We start from the raw sequence: 15,121 nt of genomic DNA on the forward strand, positions 1-15,121 counted from the left end.
TGGCCGAAATTCCTTCAGGCCTCCGGTTGCGGTACGGCAACGCTACCGCAACAAACACGGAACGTATGAGGACTGTTGTACGGCCGCCTTGTCATCGTCGGCGGTTACTACGTCCGCAATCTTTTTTTTGATGATCGCTCAACATTCGTTCAGCAATTTATGAAAAAGATGTCACACTCATTGCAAACAATAATTCGATGAAATGCCGTCAAGAAATGGCAAATTTGGCCGACATTTTCATACTACTTAGAATGTTTAAGTTGTCAATTTCGGGGAAGCGTTCAGGAAGATTCATGGGTGAGGGAAGAATAAAAAGAATCGCAGCGTGGGCTGTTTCCCCTGCCTCCCGGTTGCTTGCCGCTTTCCTGTTGTGCCTGCTGGCGGCGTGCGGACAGGATGCCGACAACGATGCTGCCGACCAGACTTCATTTGCGCAAACGCAAATCACCGCGCTGGTCTGGGCGCCCGACTGGCCCGATGAAATGCACCGCATCGCCGACGCGTTCCATCACGCGCATCCGGACATCAGTGTCGACGTGCAATTCATGATCGGCAATTCGGTCGAAGAAAATCTCAAACCCAAAGTCGCCACCCATAACCTGCCCGACCTGGTGTCGGTCAATCCCAACGCCTACAGCGCCGAGCTGGCTGAACAGGGCGTATTGGCCGAGCTCGGAGAGACCGCAGCGTGGGACAACATGCTGGAGTCGCTCAAGCCCGACTGGACCAGCCGGCATGGCAAGCGCTTCGGCATTTCCGGCGGCGTCGCGGCGACGCTGATCTATTACAACAAGGAGATGTTCAAGCGCGCCGGCATCGCTGCGCCGCCGACCAACTTCGAGGAATTCCTGGCGGCCTGCGCCGCGCTCAAGAAAGCCGGCTTCACGCCGATGGTCTGGACCGGCGCCTTCCCCAATACGCTGGCCAACGGGCCGTTCAGTTTCGGCTTCGCCAACAACGTGGCGGCGCGCCACCCACACGACTGGAAGCAGCGCATCGCCGACGGCAGCCTCGACCTCCGCAACGGCGACGCCGTCGACATCTTTTCCAAAATCAAGCTGATCGCCGACAAGGGTTACCTGCAGCGCGGCTACATGAACACCAGTTACGACGAAGGCATACAGCTGTTCGCCGACGGCAAGGCGGCGATGGCGTTCCAGGGGACATGGTCGTCGGGCGCGCTGATGCATGGCAAGGATTTCAGCGCCGGCGTGTTCGTGCCGCCCTGGAATGCGCGCGGCAAAACCGTGGTGCCGGTAGTCGGCAGCGAGACCGGCTTCGCCGTCTGCGACACGCGCAACAAGAAGGCGGCGCTGCAGTTTCTCGAATTCATCTACGGCGAGGGCTTTGCGATCCAGCAGAACAAGCGCCAGAATATCCCGCCGCTCAAGCAGGTCAGCGGCAAGGTGGTGAGCGACCCGCAGATCGTCGACTACATCCGGCAGGTGACGCAGGCGCCGCTGACGGCGCCGCTCTATTACTCCTACCTGCCGACCAACACCATCGACTTGCTGCATCCACTGCTGCAAGAAGTCTTGTTCGGCCAGATCTCGCCGCGCCAGGCCGCCCTGACACTCGACAGATCGGTCCGCCATGAAGCGCGCACGGAGAACAAATAAAGTCATGATCCACGCGCCCGCTCCCGACCAACGCAGCAAGGACATCGCCGCATGAAGAAGATGCTCGACCTGCTGTCGCTCAAGCTGTTGCGCCGGATCGAGATCCGCTACCGGTTGATCAATTCCTTTTTGCTGGTGTCGATGCTGCCGCTGCTGATCGCCGGTATCGTCGCGTATCGCGAATCGAGCAACGCCTCGCAGGAAAAGGTCCGCATCTTCGCCGGCGAAGTGGTCAAGCAGGTGGCGCAGAACATGCTCCAGCAGATCGAGAAGATCGAATCCTCGAGCGAAGAACTGGCGATGTCCGAACGCATGCAGCATGCGCTGGCCGCCTACTACAGCAAGAACCCTTCCGAACGCGCCGCCGGCCACGCCGACATCATTCGCCTGCTGCTGGAGAACTACGGCTCCTTCGAATACGTCAACCAGAAATACGTACTCGACCGCCGTCATCGCATCATGGATCCGCAGGTATTCGCCCAGCTCGGCGACGGCGTGGCGCGTTTCGCCGAAGATGCGCCCGACATGAAGGGCCGTCCCTACTGGGACGTCTACAGCACCGCCACCGGACAGAAGAGCGTGGTGATGCTGCGCGACATCCTGTTCAAGGGAAACAATCGCGTCGCCGGCACGCTGTTCGTCGGCCTGCGGCCGCTGCACTTCTCGCGCATCTTCGAATCGGTCAACCTCGGCTACGGCTCGCGCATGCTGGTGATCGACGCCCGCGACGGCCACGTCATCGTGAGCGCCAACGCTGCCAACGCGGCCTACGCCGCCGGCGACAATGCGCCGGAGTCGGGCCTGGTCGCCGCGATCGCGCGCAGCGTGGCGGAACAGCGCGACAATTTCGTGTCTTACCGCGACGGTGACAACAAGAAGCAGCTCGCCGCTTTTGCCCCGGTGCCGCACACCAACTGGATGGTGGTCAACATCACGCCGCTCAATGCGCTCAATACCGAAGTGCGCTCGATCCGCAACAAGATCATCGTCATCGGCGTGCTGTGTTTCATCCTGGCGCTGGTGCTGTCGTTCATCATCGCGCGCAGCATTTCGCTGCCGCTCAAGCAGCTGGTCGGTGTGATGAAGGCCACCCGCACCGGCAACTATCTGATCCGCATGGATTACGAAGGCAAGGATGAAATCGCGGAGTTGTCGCAGCGCTTCAACGACATGGCCAGCAAGGTGCATCAGCACAATGAACGGCTGGAAGAACTGGTGGCCGAACGCACGCGCGAACTGGAGCAGGCCAACCATCAGCTGGAAGCCCTCAGCGCCACCGACAGCCTGACCGGCATCGCCAACCGGCGCCGGTTCGACGAAGCACTCAGCGCCGAGTTGCGGCGCGCGGTGCGCTCGCAGAAACCGCTGGCGCTGATGATGCTCGACGTCGATTATTTCAAGAATTACAACGATCGCTACGGCCACCTGGCCGGCGATGATTGCCTGCGCACCATCGCGCGCGTGCTGCGCACCAGCTCGCGCCGCGCCACCGATCTGGCGGCGCGTTACGGCGGTGAAGAGTTCGCGGTGATCGTGGCTGAAAGCGACAGCGCCAATGCGCTGCTGCTCGCAGAAAATATTCGCAATGCGGTTGCCGCATTGCAGATCCCGCATGAGGACTCTCCCTTCGGCAGCGTCACCTGCAGCATCGGCGTTACTGCCGTGCAGGTCGACGAGAACATGAGCACCGATACGCTGCTGCGGCTGGCCGATGTCGCGCTCTATCAGGCCAAGGCGCTCGGCCGCAATCGCGTGACGCTGAGCGATCAGCCAGGTGCGGCCGGATGATCTGCGGCCGCGTCGTGGCGTGACTTGATCGAGCCTGATCCGGCGTGATCAAGCAGACAACTTTGCTGCAATGCGACGCTGTCGGACCATGTGTAAAGGTCCGTAACTGACGACCATTTCCCGGCCTTTTCCCCGGATCGCTGAGTGCCTCGGCGGACTACCATGCAGGGCTGGTCCTGCCCTCTCCCATGCGCAGGTTGCACAAAAAACAATATTGAGACGAAAGAAGATCAAATGAAAAATATGCGCATCGGCTCGCGCCTGGGCCTGGGTTTTGCATTGGTGTTGTCACTGCTGGTGCTGATGACGATCATCGGTGTATGGCGACTGCAGGACATCGGCGGCCGCACCGCCACCATGATCGCGCTGGACCTGCAGAAAGAACGGCTGGCATCCGAATGGGCTGCCAACATCGACGCCAACGGCGTACGCACGATTGCGGTCATCAAGAGCAACAACGCCGATCACCAGAAGTTCTTCAAGGACCAGATGGCCGGCACGGTCGATCGCACCAGCTCCGTTCAGAAGCAACTCGACGAACTGATCAAGTCGGATGAAGGACGCAAGCTGTTCGACGCACTGCTGGCGCAACGCAAGGTCTACAACGACCTGCGCAACAAGGTCATCAAGATCAAGGAGAGCGGCGACGAAGCGGCGGCGCTGAGCGCACTCGAGGGCGAACTGATCCCCGCGATGAAGGAATACTCTGCGCGCGTAAATGCCGTGGCGACGCATCAGCGCGACGTCATCAACCGCAACGCGGCGATCGTCGACGAGCAATACCGTTCGGGCCGCACGATCCTGATTGCGGTGGGCGTACTGGCGCTGCTGGTCGGCATCATTGCCTCGTGGCGTCTGTCCGACGGCATCACGCGACCGCTGCGCCGCGCGGTGCAGGCTACGTCTGCGGTCGCCGCCGGTGACCTCAGCACGCACGTCGTGGTTGATCGCAAGGATGAAATCGGACAGTTGCTGCAGGGCTTGCACGACATGTCGCAGAACTTGCTCAAGACCGTGCGCGAAGTTCGCAGCGGCGCCGACACCATCGCCACAGCGTCCGCCGAAATCGCCACCGGCAATCTCGACCTGTCGTCGCGCACCGAACAGCAGGCCGGCTCGCTGGAAGAAACCGCCTCGGCCATCGAACAACTGGCGTCGACCGTGAAGCAGAACGCCGACAATGCGCGGGAGGCGAATCAACTGGCGCTGACCGCCTCCAACGTCGCCATCGAAGGCGGTGCCGTGGTCGGCCAGGTGGTCGACACCATGGGCGCCATCAACGAATCGTCGCGCCGCATCGTCGACATCATCAGCGTGATCGACGGCATCGCGTTCCAGACCAACATCCTCGCATTGAATGCGGCGGTGGAAGCGGCGCGTGCCGGCGAACAGGGCCGCGGCTTTGCGGTGGTGGCAAGCGAAGTACGCAGTCTGGCGCAACGCTCGGCCTCGGCCGCCAAGGAAATCAAATCGCTCATCGACGACTCGGTCGACAAGGTCGGCTCGGGCACGCGGCTGGTGGAACAAGCCGGCAAGACCATGACCGAGGTGGTCAGCAGCGTCAAGCGCGTGAGCGACATCGTCGCCGAGATCAGCGCCGCCACACAGGAACAAAGCACTGGCATCGGCGAAGTCAACCACGCCATCACGCAGATGGATCAGGTCACGCAACAGAATGCGGCGCTGGTGGAAGAAGCGGCTGCGGCAGCCGGTTCGCTGCAGGAACAAGCGGCAAAGCTGGCGCAGGTGGTGAGCGTATTCAAGCTCGACGACAACCAGGTAATGGCTGCGCCGAAGCCGGCGGCGGCGATGCGTAACATCACGCCACAGCGGCCGGTCATCGCCACCGCGAAACCGGCGCCGGCAGGCAGCAATGCGCCAAAGACCCGCGCCATCGCCGCGCCGCAGCCGCGGCAGGCGCCGGCCAAGGAAAACGCCGACGACTGGGAAACATTCTGATACGCGGCGAGCGCGTGCGGTCATGACGCCGCGCTAAACAAAAAAGGGCGCCCGACTTGCATCGGGCGCCCTTTTTTTTATTTCTTGCAGTCGCTTACAGTTTGAAGTGCCGCCCAGCTTCCGCCAGCTTGCCGGCCTGCGTCTGCAACAGTTCCGACGTCGCCGAGGCTTGCTCCACCAGCGCGGCGTTCTGCTGCGTGGTGTTGTCCATTTCGGTGACGGCCTGGTTGATCTGTTCGATGCCCTGGCTTTGTTCCTGGCTGGCGGTGGCGATCTCGCTCATGATGGCGGTCACGCGCTTGACGCTTTCGACCATCTCGCTCATGGTCGCGCCGGCCTGCTCCACCAGCTTGCTGCCGGAACCGACTTTTTCCACGGAATCACCGATCAGTTCCTTGATCTCCTTGGCGGCGGCCGCCGAGCGTTGCGCCAGGCTGCGCACTTCCGAGGCGACCACCGCGAAGCCGCGGCCCTGTTCGCCGGCACGCGCCGCTTCCACCGCCGCATTCAAAGCGAGGATGTTGGTCTGGAAGGCGATACCGTCGATCACGCTGATGATGTCGACGATCTTGTTCGAGGACTCGTTGATGGCGCCCATGGTGTCCACGACTTGCGACACCACGCCGCTGCCCTTGACCGCGACGTCGGAAGCGTTCTGCGCCAGTTGGTTGGCCTGGCGCGCGTTCTCGGCGTTCTGCTTGACGGTGGAGGTGAGCTGTTCGATCGAGGCAGCGGTTTCTTCCAGCGAGCCGGCCTGCTGTTCGGTGCGCGACGACAGGTCGAAGTTGCCGGAAGCGATTTCGTTGGCTGCAGTGGAAATCGAATCGGTGCCGATCTGCACTTCCGAGACGATCTTGCGCAGCCCGGTATTCATGTCGTCGAGCGCCTGCATCAGTTCGGCGATTTCGTCCTTGCCCTGCGTCTGGATGTTGGCGGTCAGGTCGCCGGCGGCCACCATCTTGGCGACCTCCAGAGCACGCTTCAACGGCGTCGTGATGCTGCGCGAAATGATCAGCACCGCGACCACGCTGATGAGCACCAGCAGCACACCCAGCGCCATCATCAGTTGCATGCCGCGCGTGCTGGAGCGGTTGATGTCGACGGCCATCTGGTCGATGGCTTTGCGCTGCGTCGCCAACAGCGCATTGACCTTGTCCGCATAGGCCTTGGACGCCGGCTCGAACACCTCCTTGTAGGCTTTCTCGGCGGCGGCGCCGTCACCGGTCTTGCGCGTATTCATCACCAGTTCCTTGGCGGCCTGGTATTTGTTGCGGGCGGCGATGATTTCCTTGAACAGGGCCTTCTCGTCCTCCGAACTCAGGAGCGGTTCGATCTTCTTGATGATGCCGCTGCCGGACACGACGCTGGCGGCGATCGCTTCCTTGAAGGTATCTGCCAGATTGGCGTCAGAACTGCGCGCGATCATCGAAGTACGCACGATCGCCGAATACGTCAGCACGAACCAGTCCGCGACCAGCCTTTCCTTGGCCAGCGGCAATTCCATCATGGCGCTGGTGGCTTCTGCATTGCGCCTGGCATTGATCAATCCCATCGAAGTGGAAATGGTCGCCAGGATGAGAACGATGGCAAAACCGAAAATCAGGCGGCTGGAAATCCGCATGTTGGAAAGTTGTTTCATGATGGTTGCGTCCCCGCGTACTGTCGTTGTGTTTATATTTCCCTGGCGCCGGTTCTGGTCCGGGCTCTGATGCAGGTTACCGCGTTTTTTCGCGATGGCAAACACAAGTTTGGGCGAAAGCAACACTGCTGCGCAGCAGCATGCAAGACGGTCCGTTCAGCGCTCCACGCGCACCTCGACTTCGCGCTCGACATAGTCCCATTCGGGCGTGGCGCGCAGCGCCGCCAGCAGCTCGTCAAAGGCGGCCGCATCGGCCGGCGTAAACTCGAACCAGGTGAGGAAATCGAAGGGCTGCGCCTCGGCCAAGTCGCGGCAATGGTGCAGGCGGCGTGCAATCGGCGGCAGGTAGCGCAGGCCGATCTCGATGTGGCGCGAGCGAGTTTCAAGGATGTCGCGCCGCTCCTGTTGGGTCAGGGCCCACCAGGCGGCGCTCTTGCGGATGGGAATCAAGGCGGCGCAAGTCGAGCCGGGACGATTCAGGCCTTGCTGAACGGCAAGCAGGCGCTGCTTTTCGGCGTGTTCGGTATAGCGCTCATTGCTGGTGACGCCTTGCAAGGTCCAAATGCCTGCTGCGGCCGGCTCGCCGTTGGCGATGGCCAGGTGCGTCGCCGACGGTAGCGTCGCGCCCTTGACGGCGTGTATTGCGGTGATGTGCCATACACCCTGCACACCGCCCGAGAACGTCCACAGGCGTTCGTTCATTTCCGGCTCCCTTGTTGCGTTGTTATATGCAGCTTGGTCGCGCGGCGACGGCGTTTCTTACAAGGGAAGCAAATCGCTATGTCAGGCGCGTGAAAGGCACACGCACTCCTTCGGCATCGCTGCGCAGCGCCATGTCGATGATGGTCATGACGTCGACCGCGTCCTGCGCCGGCACCGGGAAGGCCTTGCCGTCCAGCAGCGTGTCGGCCAGCGCGCGGTAGAAGCCGGCGTAGTCGCCGTCCAGCGTGGCGTGCTCACCTTGCCTGTCCTGATCGCCGTCGACTTGCCTCAACCATCCCGGAGGATTCTTGCCGAAGCCGGCGTCGCCGGGACGCAAGCCTGCCTTCAGTTGATCTTCCTGCACGTCGAGGCCGTTGATCAGGTAACTGCCGCGCGTGCCGTGCACGGTAAAGCGCGGCGGCGGCAAGGCGCTCAGCGCGCTGGCGTGCAGCACCACTTCCTTGTCGGCGTATTGCAATTGCAGATGGACGTAGTCCGGCACCTGCGCGTTGTCGCGCTGCTGTCGCACGGTGGCTGACAACGACTGCGGCGCACCGAACAAGGCCAACGCCTGGTCGATCAGATGCGGGCCGAGGTCGAACAGCAGGCCGCCGCCGTGCGCCGCTTCTTCGCGCCAGCGTTTCGGAATGACCGGACGGAAGCGATCGAAGTGCGATTCGAAATGCGTCACGCGGCCGAGCCCGCCGTCGGCGATCAGCGCGCGCAGCGTCATGAAGTCGCCATCCCAGCGACGATTGTGGAACGGTGCAAATAGCAGGCCACGCTGCACCGCCAGCCGCGCCAGTGCGTGCGCGTCGGCGGCGGACAAGGTGACCGGCTTGTCGACCACGACATGCTTGCCCGCTTCCAGCGCACGGTGCGCCAACGCGAAATGGGTGTCGTTGGGCGTGGCGATGACGATGCAGGCGATGTCGTCACGCGCGATCAAGGCGTCGAAATCCGGCACGATGTCGACACTCTCCGCATCGGGATAATCGGCGCGGGCGCGCCCGGCCTGCGACGTGGCGATCACGGCGAGTTCGGTGCGCCCGCTGCGGGCGATCACCGGCGCGTGGAAGGTGGCGCCGGCAAAGCCGTAGCCCAGCAAACCCAGTTTCAATTTCCCTGACATGGAATCGCTCCTCGTGCTGTGCGCTTCAGACTTTTTTGACGAACTCGGTCTTCAGACCCATCTGGCCGAAACCGTCGATCTTGCAATCGATGTCGTGGTCGCCGTCGACCAGGCGGATGTTCTTGACCTTGGTGCCGATCTTGACCACACCGCCGCCGCCCTTGAGCTTGAGATCCTTGATCACGGTCACGGTGTCGCCGTCCTGCAGGATGTTGCCGGCGGCATCGCGCCAGACCTTGCTGCTGTCTTCCGCGGCTTCGGCCGGCTTGATGGACCATTCATGGGCGCATTCGGGACAGACGTACAAGGCGCCGTCTTCGTAGGTGAATTCGGACTGGCATTGGGGACAAGGTGGCAAGGTGCTCATGATGACTTTCGTGACGATGCGGCGGACACGCCGGATGCGTGTCGCCAGGTGCGCAGTATACCGCCCGCACATCGACGCCAACCATGTCCTCCAACCGCTATACTAGCCATTGTCGTTGAATGACTTTCTAGCAGGAGTTGGCATGCTGCAGTCGCTTTCCGGTATTCCCGTCCATACCTTGCGCAAGGAGTGTCCTCCGGGCGCCTGTGTGTGCGATCGCGAGAGCCTGCTCGACAGTGCCGCAGCAAACCCCGACACCGACGTGCGCGTGCTGATGCTGACGCAGGAACAGGAGCGCAGACTGCTCGAACGCATCGAGCAGATTTCCAGCTACGACGATTTGCAGCACGTGACCGGACTGCTTTACAAACAGCTCGGCGTGGTCTTGCGCATTGCGCCGAGTCCGCGCGAGGTGCGCACCGTGCGCGGTTTCCTGATCCTGCTGGAAGAACGTCCGGGCCTGTGCAAGAAAACCCGCCAGGCGGTGCCGGCGGCAATCCGCAAGTGCCTGGAAAGCAATCCCGACATCGCCTTCGCCATCCTCAATGCCCACGATCTGCTGGGCGGCGCCTGATCCTGGTACTTCCATCGCGCCGATATATTCAGAAATCGCGTAAGCATCATCGAAAGCATTCGTTCTGCTAAAACGTCGCTTTGTTTAGTCTTGATCCCTTGATAATTTTTCCGGGGCCGGACATGACAACAACATCCACCACATCCACAACGTCGAACAAACGCCGCCTGGTATTGCAGGGCGCCGCGGCTGCCGCACTGGTCGGCGCGGCCGGCTGGAGCAATGCCGCCGAAGAACGCACGCTGCGCATCGGCTATCAAAAATTCAACACACTCAATATCCTCAAGGGCACCGGCAACCTGGAAAAAGCGCTGGCGCCGCTGGGCTGGAAGGTGAAGTGGTTCGAGTTCGCGGCCGGGCCGCAGTTGACCGAAGCGCTCAACGCCGACGCCATCGACTTCGGCCACGCGGCCGACACGCCGTCGGTGTTCGCCAATGCTTCCGGCGTGAACGCGGTGTATCTGGCCGCCGAACAACCGTATCCGAAAGGCATCGGCATCTTTGTCGCGCAGGATTCGCCTATCCGTTCGATCAAGGAACTGAAGGGCAAGAAGGTCGCGCTGGGTCGCGGCTGGAACGTGCAATATCTGCTGGTGCGCGCGCTCGAAGAAGTTGGTCTCAGCTACAACGACATCGTGCCGGTGTATCTGTCCAACGCCGCCGACGTGCGGGCGACTTTCCAGTCGGGCAACGTCGACGCGGCCGGCTTGTGGGATCCGTTCCTGGCCGGCCAGGAAATCTCGACGCGCCCGCGCATCCTGCGCGACGGCGCCGGCTTGTCGAACAACCGCACCTTCCACCTGGCCACGCCGAAGTTCGTCGACCAGAACAAGAACATCATCCGCATCCTGTTCGCCGAACTGAAGAAAACCAACAACTGGACCCAGGCCCATCCGCAGGAAACCGCCGACCTGCTGGCGCCGCAACTGGGCGTCGATCCCAAGGTGCTGCGCCTGGCGACCGAGCGCCGCAACTACACCACGGTGCCGATCGACGCCGGCATCATCCAGGAACAACAGCAAATCGTCGAAGCCTTCTACAAGCTCGGCCTGATCAAGAATCAGGTGCAGGTCAAGGACAAGGTCTACGGCGAAGCCTTGCTGTAAGAACGCGTCATGACGATACATCTCGCGGCCTTCCTGATCGCCGGTAATGCGGCCCACAGCCAGGTGCTGTGGCGCCATCCGCGCAGCACACCGGGTGGATTCCTGACGCTGGACTACTACAAGCGCATTGCGCAGACGCTGGAACGCGGCAAGTTCGACCTGCTGTTTTTCGCCGACCGGCTGGCGGTGTCGACGCGCTTCGGTGGCAGCCATCGCTACGGCGTGGCGCATGGCGACCAGGATGCGACGCGCATGGATCCGCTGCCGGTGCTGGGTGCGATTGCCGCAGTCACCTCGCACATCGGGCTCGGCGCGACGCGCTCGACCACTTACTCGCAACCGTACAGCCTGGCGCGGGAATTCTCCACGCTGGACCATCTGTCGGCGGGACGCGCGGCGTGGAATGTGGTGACCTCGGTCAACCAGGGCGAGGCCGACAACTTCGGCCTGCGTGAAACCCTGGGCCATGACGAACGCTACGACCGCGCCGATGAATTCCTCGAGGTCACGCACAAGTTATGGAGCAGCTGGGATGCAGAGGCGCTGCTGCTGGAAGCCGGCAGCGGCCGCTACGCCGACCCGGATCATGTGCATGCGATCGATCATCACGGCACGCATTTCAACGTGCGCGGCCCGCTCAACATTCCGGCATCGCCACAAGGCGGACCGGTGATCATCCAGGCCGGTTCATCACATCGCGGCCAGGACTTCGCGGCGCGCTGGGCCGAGGTGGTGTTCGGCATCCAGCCCGATCTCGCACGCATGCAGCGCTTCTACCAGGACCTGAAAAGCCGCACTGAAAAATTCGGCCGCAAACCCGCCGACATCAAGGTGCTGACCGCGCTCATGCCCTTCGTCGGCACGAGCAAAGCGGAAGCGGAAGACAAGCGTGCGCAGCACAACGCGATGGTCGATCCCATCGTCGGCCTGTCGACCTTGTCGAGCCACATGAACGTGGATTTTTCGGCGCATGCGCTGGACGCGCCGATCGACGATATCCAGGTGGCCGGCATGCAGGGCCTGTTCGGACTGGTGAAGGAATTGTCCAGCGAAGGCCGCCTCACGCTGGCCGATATCGGCAGGCTGTACGCCAGCGGTGTGCTGGTGCCGCAGGTGGCAGGCACCGCTGCGGACGTTGCCGACTGGATGGAACACATCGTGGCGCAGCAAGGTGCGGACGGTTTCGTGATCACGCCTGCGCACCTGCCGGAAGGCTTCGACGACTTCGTCGATCTGGTGGTGCCGGAGCTGCAGCGGCGCGGACAATTCCGATTGGATTACGAGGGCGATACCTTGCGCAGCTATCTGCGTTGAGGACAACTTGCGGCATCAATGAAAAACGGCGCGAATCACTTCGCGCCGTTTTCATTTCATCATGCCAATTACTGCGAGTTACTCAGACTTGCCGCCCTTGCGATGCGGTTTGGCCTGGCCGGACACGCGGGTGTCCGGGCCACGGCTGTCGCGCTTGTCCGAGCGTTTGTCGCCGGGACGACCGGCACGCGCGCTGCTGTTGACCTTGGGCGGCGTGGCGTTCTTCGCCGGGGTCTTGTCGTGATGCTCGGTGCCGGTGCCGATGATGCTGATGTTCATCTTGCGGCCATCAATCTCCACCACTTTCAACTGATGCAGCAATGGCTTGGGCATGCCGGCAGGCAGGTCCAATGTGCTGTGGTCGTCGTGAATGTCGATGCGGCCGATGTGCTTGGCTTCGAGTCCGGCTTCGGTGGCGATGGCGTTGACGATGCTCGCCGGTGTCGCTGCATGGGCGCGACCGATCTCGATGCGGAAAGTCTGCATCTGGAACTCGGGCTTGCCTTTTTCCTTGCCCTTGGTCTTGCGCGGCTCTTCAACCGGACCCGCACCGGAAGCACGAGCAGGAGCGGACTCGGCGCGTTCGTGACGGTCGCCATGGTCGCTGCGCTCAGGACGCTCACCCCGCTCCGGACGATCGCCACGTTCAACACGTGGGCCGCGTTCGGCGCGCAGCATCGGCGGACGTTCGTCGGTGACACTGATCTTGAGTTGCTGGCCGGCGACCCAGACCTTCTTCAGATGTTGCAGCAAGTCGTCGGGCATGTCGCCCGGCAGGTCGAGCACGCTGTGGTTGTCGAAGATTTCGATACGGCCGATGTGCTTGGCGTCCATGCCGGCTTCGTTGGCGATGGCGCCGACGATGTTGCCCGGCTTGACGCCGTGTTCATGACCGACTTCGATGCGGTAAGTCTGAGTCGTGTGGGCGGCGAAATCCGCCTTGGTCGGGCGCACGCGTTCAGTACGTTCAGGACGCTCGGCGCGTTCGGTACGTTCAACACGCTCAGTGCGCTCAGTCCGTTCAGGACGTTCCTTGCGCTCGCTGCGCTCCGCACGTGGCGCGGCATCGCCGGCGCCGCCGTCACGGCTGATCTGCAATTGCTGGCCGGCCACGCGCACTGATTTCAGGTGATCGATCAGGTCCGGCGGCATGTCGTCCGGCAGATCGAGGACGCTGTAGTCGTCATAGATTTCGATGCGGCCGATGTGCTTGGAATCCATGCCGGCTTCGTTGGCGATGGCGCCGACGATGTTGCCCGGCTTGACGCCGTGCTGATGGCCGACTTCGATGCGGAAGGTCTGCATGCCGGGATCGGCGGCGCGGACGATGCGCTCTTTGGGAGCGTAGCTTGGACGTTCGCTGCGGTCATTGCGATCACCGCGCTCAGGACGGTCGCCACGCTCGGCACGCGGCGAACGATCAGGACGTTCACGCGGTGCACGGTCGTCGCTGCGCACGAACTCCGGCTCGCGCTGGTTCTTGTCGAGCAGCAGCGGCACGTCGCCACGGGCCATCTTGGCCAGCGCAGCGGCGATGTCGACGGCGGTGACGTTTTCTTCGCGTTCGTAGTCTTCGATCAGCGAGCGGAACATGTCGAGATCGCCGGCGGCCAGCGTTTCACCGATCAGCTCCTTGAAGCGCGCCACGCGCACGTCGTTGACGGCCTGCACGCTCGGCAGGTTCATTTGCGTGATCGGCTGGCGGGTCGAACGCTCGATGCTCTTGAGCAGGTTCTTTTCACGCGGGGTGATGAACAGGATCGCTTCGCCGCTGCGGCCGGCGCGGCCGGTGCGGCCGATGCGGTGGGTGTAGCTTTCCGGATCGTAAGGCACGTCGTAGTTGATGACGTGGCTGATACGCTCGACATCGAGGCCGCGGGCGGCGACGTCGGTGGCGATCAGGATGTCGATCTGGCCGTCCTTCAATTGCTGGATGGTGCGTTCACGCTGCTGCTGCTGGATGTCGCCGTTGATGGCGGCGGCGGCAAACCCCCTCGCCTTCAGTTTGCCGGCGAGCTCTTCGGTGCCGAGCTTGGTGCGCGCAAAAATGATCAGGCCGTCAAACGGTTCGACTTCCAGGATGCGCGTCAACGCGTCGAGCTTGTGCATGCCGCTGACCAGCCAGTAACGCTGGCGGATGTTGTCGGCGGTGCCGGTCTTGGCGGCGATGGTGACTTCGGCCGGATCGCGCAGGTAAGTCTGGGCGATGCGCTTGATGGCCGACGGCATGGTGGCCGAGAACAGCGTGGTCTGGCGCGTAACCGGGGTCTTTTGCAGGATCGATTCGACGTCGTCGATGAAACCCATGCGCAGCATTTCATCGGCTTCGTCGAGCACCATGGTCTTCAGTTGCGACAGGTCGAGCGAGCCCTTGTCCAGATGGTCGATCACGCGGCCGGGGGTGCCGACCACCACGTGCACGCCGCGGCGCAAGGCGCTCAGCTGCGGGCCATAGCTCTGGCCGCCGTAAATCGGCAACACGTGGAAACCGGGGATGTGGGTGGCGTAGCGCTGAAACGCTTCGGCCACCTGGATCGCCAGTTCGCGCGTCGGCGCCAGCACCAGCGCTTGCGGCACGGTCTGGCGGATATCGATGCGCGACAGGATCGGCAGCGCAAATGCGGCGGTCTTGCCGGTGCCGGTCTGGGCCTGGCCCAGCACGTCGCGGTTGCTCAGCAGCAGGGGGATGGTCGCGGCCTGGATCGGCGACGGCGATTCGTAACCGAGCTCTTTCAGTACGCGCAACAGCGGTTCACTGAGATTGAGGTCGGAAAACAAGGGAAGGGGGGCTTCGGACATGAGGACTCACTGGTTCTTTTTTGGGACCGCAGGGCGCGGCCGCATGGGGATGCAGTTTACCCGCTTGTGACGCGCTGGGCGATGTTAAGTTGCAGCAGCACGTGCGCCGGTGGCGGAAAACG

Annotated in this window: 11 protein-coding genes; 6 read left to right on the forward strand and 5 right to left on the reverse strand. The window is 62.5% G+C overall.

Annotation, left to right across the window (positions count from 1 at the left end; translation table 11 throughout):
* The first annotated feature begins 293 nt into the window (after nt 1-293).
* From E4P32_RS19885 to E4P32_RS19895, 3 genes are all read left to right on the forward strand, one after another.
* The gene (locus E4P32_RS19885; protein ID WP_116436001.1) at nt 294-1,619 is read left to right on the forward strand and encodes an extracellular solute-binding protein; all 1,326 of its coding nucleotides are present in this window, start codon (nt 294-296) and stop codon (nt 1,617-1,619) included.
* A 51-nt stretch (nt 1,620-1,670) separates the two neighbouring features.
* Nucleotides 1,671-3,407 carry a sensor domain-containing diguanylate cyclase gene (locus E4P32_RS19890; protein ID WP_116436002.1) on the forward strand — a complete coding sequence of 579 codons (1,737 nt, stop codon included), beginning with the start codon at nt 1,671-1,673 and terminating at the stop codon, nt 3,405-3,407.
* Nucleotides 3,408-3,641: 234 nt separating this feature from the next.
* The gene (locus E4P32_RS19895; protein WP_116436003.1) at nt 3,642-5,366 is read left to right on the forward strand and encodes a methyl-accepting chemotaxis protein; all 1,725 of its coding nucleotides are present in this window, start codon (nt 3,642-3,644) and stop codon (nt 5,364-5,366) included.
* Nucleotides 5,367-5,460: 94 nt separating this feature from the next.
* Here the strand turns inward: E4P32_RS19895 and E4P32_RS19900 are convergent, their stop codons facing one another.
* The 4 genes from E4P32_RS19900 to E4P32_RS19915 all read right to left on the reverse strand — a co-directional run bounded on the left by E4P32_RS19900 (nt 5,461) and on the right by E4P32_RS19915 (nt 9,206).
* Nucleotides 5,461-7,005 (reverse strand): methyl-accepting chemotaxis protein, encoded by a 1,545-nt coding sequence (locus E4P32_RS19900; RefSeq protein WP_116436004.1) that lies wholly within the window; start codon nt 7,003-7,005, stop codon nt 5,461-5,463.
* Between the two features lie 156 nt (nt 7,006-7,161).
* A complete protein-coding gene (locus E4P32_RS19905) occupies nt 7,162-7,707 on the reverse strand; it encodes a chlorite dismutase family protein (protein WP_116436005.1) in 546 nt (181 codons plus the stop codon).
* A gap of 76 nt (nt 7,708-7,783) precedes the next feature.
* A complete protein-coding gene (locus E4P32_RS19910) occupies nt 7,784-8,839 on the reverse strand; it encodes an oxidoreductase (RefSeq protein ID WP_116436006.1) in 1,056 nt (351 codons plus the stop codon).
* 25 nt (nt 8,840-8,864) lie between these two features.
* Entirely contained in the window at nt 8,865-9,206 is a 342-nt protein-coding gene (locus E4P32_RS19915) for a zinc ribbon domain-containing protein YjdM (RefSeq protein ID WP_116436057.1), read from the reverse strand.
* 142 nt (nt 9,207-9,348) lie between these two features.
* On the opposite strand from E4P32_RS19915, the gene E4P32_RS19920 reads away from it, so the two are divergent.
* From E4P32_RS19920 to E4P32_RS19930, 3 genes are all read left to right on the forward strand, one after another.
* Nucleotides 9,349-9,780, forward strand: coding sequence for a hypothetical protein (locus tag E4P32_RS19920; RefSeq protein ID WP_116436007.1), 432 nt, complete (start codon nt 9,349-9,351; stop codon nt 9,778-9,780).
* A gap of 122 nt (nt 9,781-9,902) precedes the next feature.
* A complete protein-coding gene (locus E4P32_RS19925; RefSeq protein ID WP_116436008.1) occupies nt 9,903-10,886 on the forward strand; it encodes a sulfonate ABC transporter substrate-binding protein in 984 nt (327 codons plus the stop codon).
* 9 nt (nt 10,887-10,895) lie between these two features.
* The gene (locus E4P32_RS19930; protein ID WP_116436009.1) at nt 10,896-12,200 is read left to right on the forward strand and encodes an LLM class flavin-dependent oxidoreductase; all 1,305 of its coding nucleotides are present in this window, start codon (nt 10,896-10,898) and stop codon (nt 12,198-12,200) included.
* Between the two features lie 78 nt (nt 12,201-12,278).
* Here the strand turns inward: E4P32_RS19930 and E4P32_RS19935 are convergent, their stop codons facing one another.
* Nucleotides 12,279-14,999 carry a DbpA RNA binding domain-containing protein gene (locus tag E4P32_RS19935; RefSeq protein WP_116436010.1) on the reverse strand — a complete coding sequence of 907 codons (2,721 nt, stop codon included), beginning with the start codon at nt 14,997-14,999 and terminating at the stop codon, nt 12,279-12,281.
* Nucleotides 15,000-15,121 lie beyond the last annotated feature (122 nt).

This window comes from Herbaspirillum sp. 3R11 (genome assembly GCF_004563925.1).
Lineage (GTDB): Bacteria > Pseudomonadota > Gammaproteobacteria > Burkholderiales > Burkholderiaceae_D > Herbaspirillum.

Coding starts and splice junctions, on each gene's coding strand:
- E4P32_RS19885 (WP_116436001.1), top strand. CDS start 294: ATGGGTGAGGGAAGAATAAAAAGAATCGCAGCGTGGGCTGTTTCCCCT.
- E4P32_RS19890 (WP_116436002.1), top strand. CDS start 1,671: ATGAAGAAGATGCTCGACCTGCTGTCGCTCAAGCTGTTGCGCCGGATC.
- E4P32_RS19895 (WP_116436003.1), top strand. CDS start 3,642: ATGAAAAATATGCGCATCGGCTCGCGCCTGGGCCTGGGTTTTGCATTG.
- E4P32_RS19900 (WP_116436004.1), bottom strand. CDS start 7,005: ATGAAACAACTTTCCAACATGCGGATTTCCAGCCGCCTGATTTTCGGT.
- E4P32_RS19905 (WP_116436005.1), bottom strand. CDS start 7,707: ATGAACGAACGCCTGTGGACGTTCTCGGGCGGTGTGCAGGGTGTATGG.
- E4P32_RS19910 (WP_116436006.1), bottom strand. CDS start 8,839: ATGTCAGGGAAATTGAAACTGGGTTTGCTGGGCTACGGCTTTGCCGGC.
- E4P32_RS19915 (WP_116436057.1), bottom strand. CDS start 9,206: ATGAGCACCTTGCCACCTTGTCCCCAATGCCAGTCCGAATTCACCTAC.
- E4P32_RS19920 (WP_116436007.1), top strand. CDS start 9,349: ATGCTGCAGTCGCTTTCCGGTATTCCCGTCCATACCTTGCGCAAGGAG.
- E4P32_RS19925 (WP_116436008.1), top strand. CDS start 9,903: ATGACAACAACATCCACCACATCCACAACGTCGAACAAACGCCGCCTG.
- E4P32_RS19930 (WP_116436009.1), top strand. CDS start 10,896: ATGACGATACATCTCGCGGCCTTCCTGATCGCCGGTAATGCGGCCCAC.
- E4P32_RS19935 (WP_116436010.1), bottom strand. CDS start 14,999: ATGTCCGAAGCCCCCCTTCCCTTGTTTTCCGACCTCAATCTCAGTGAA.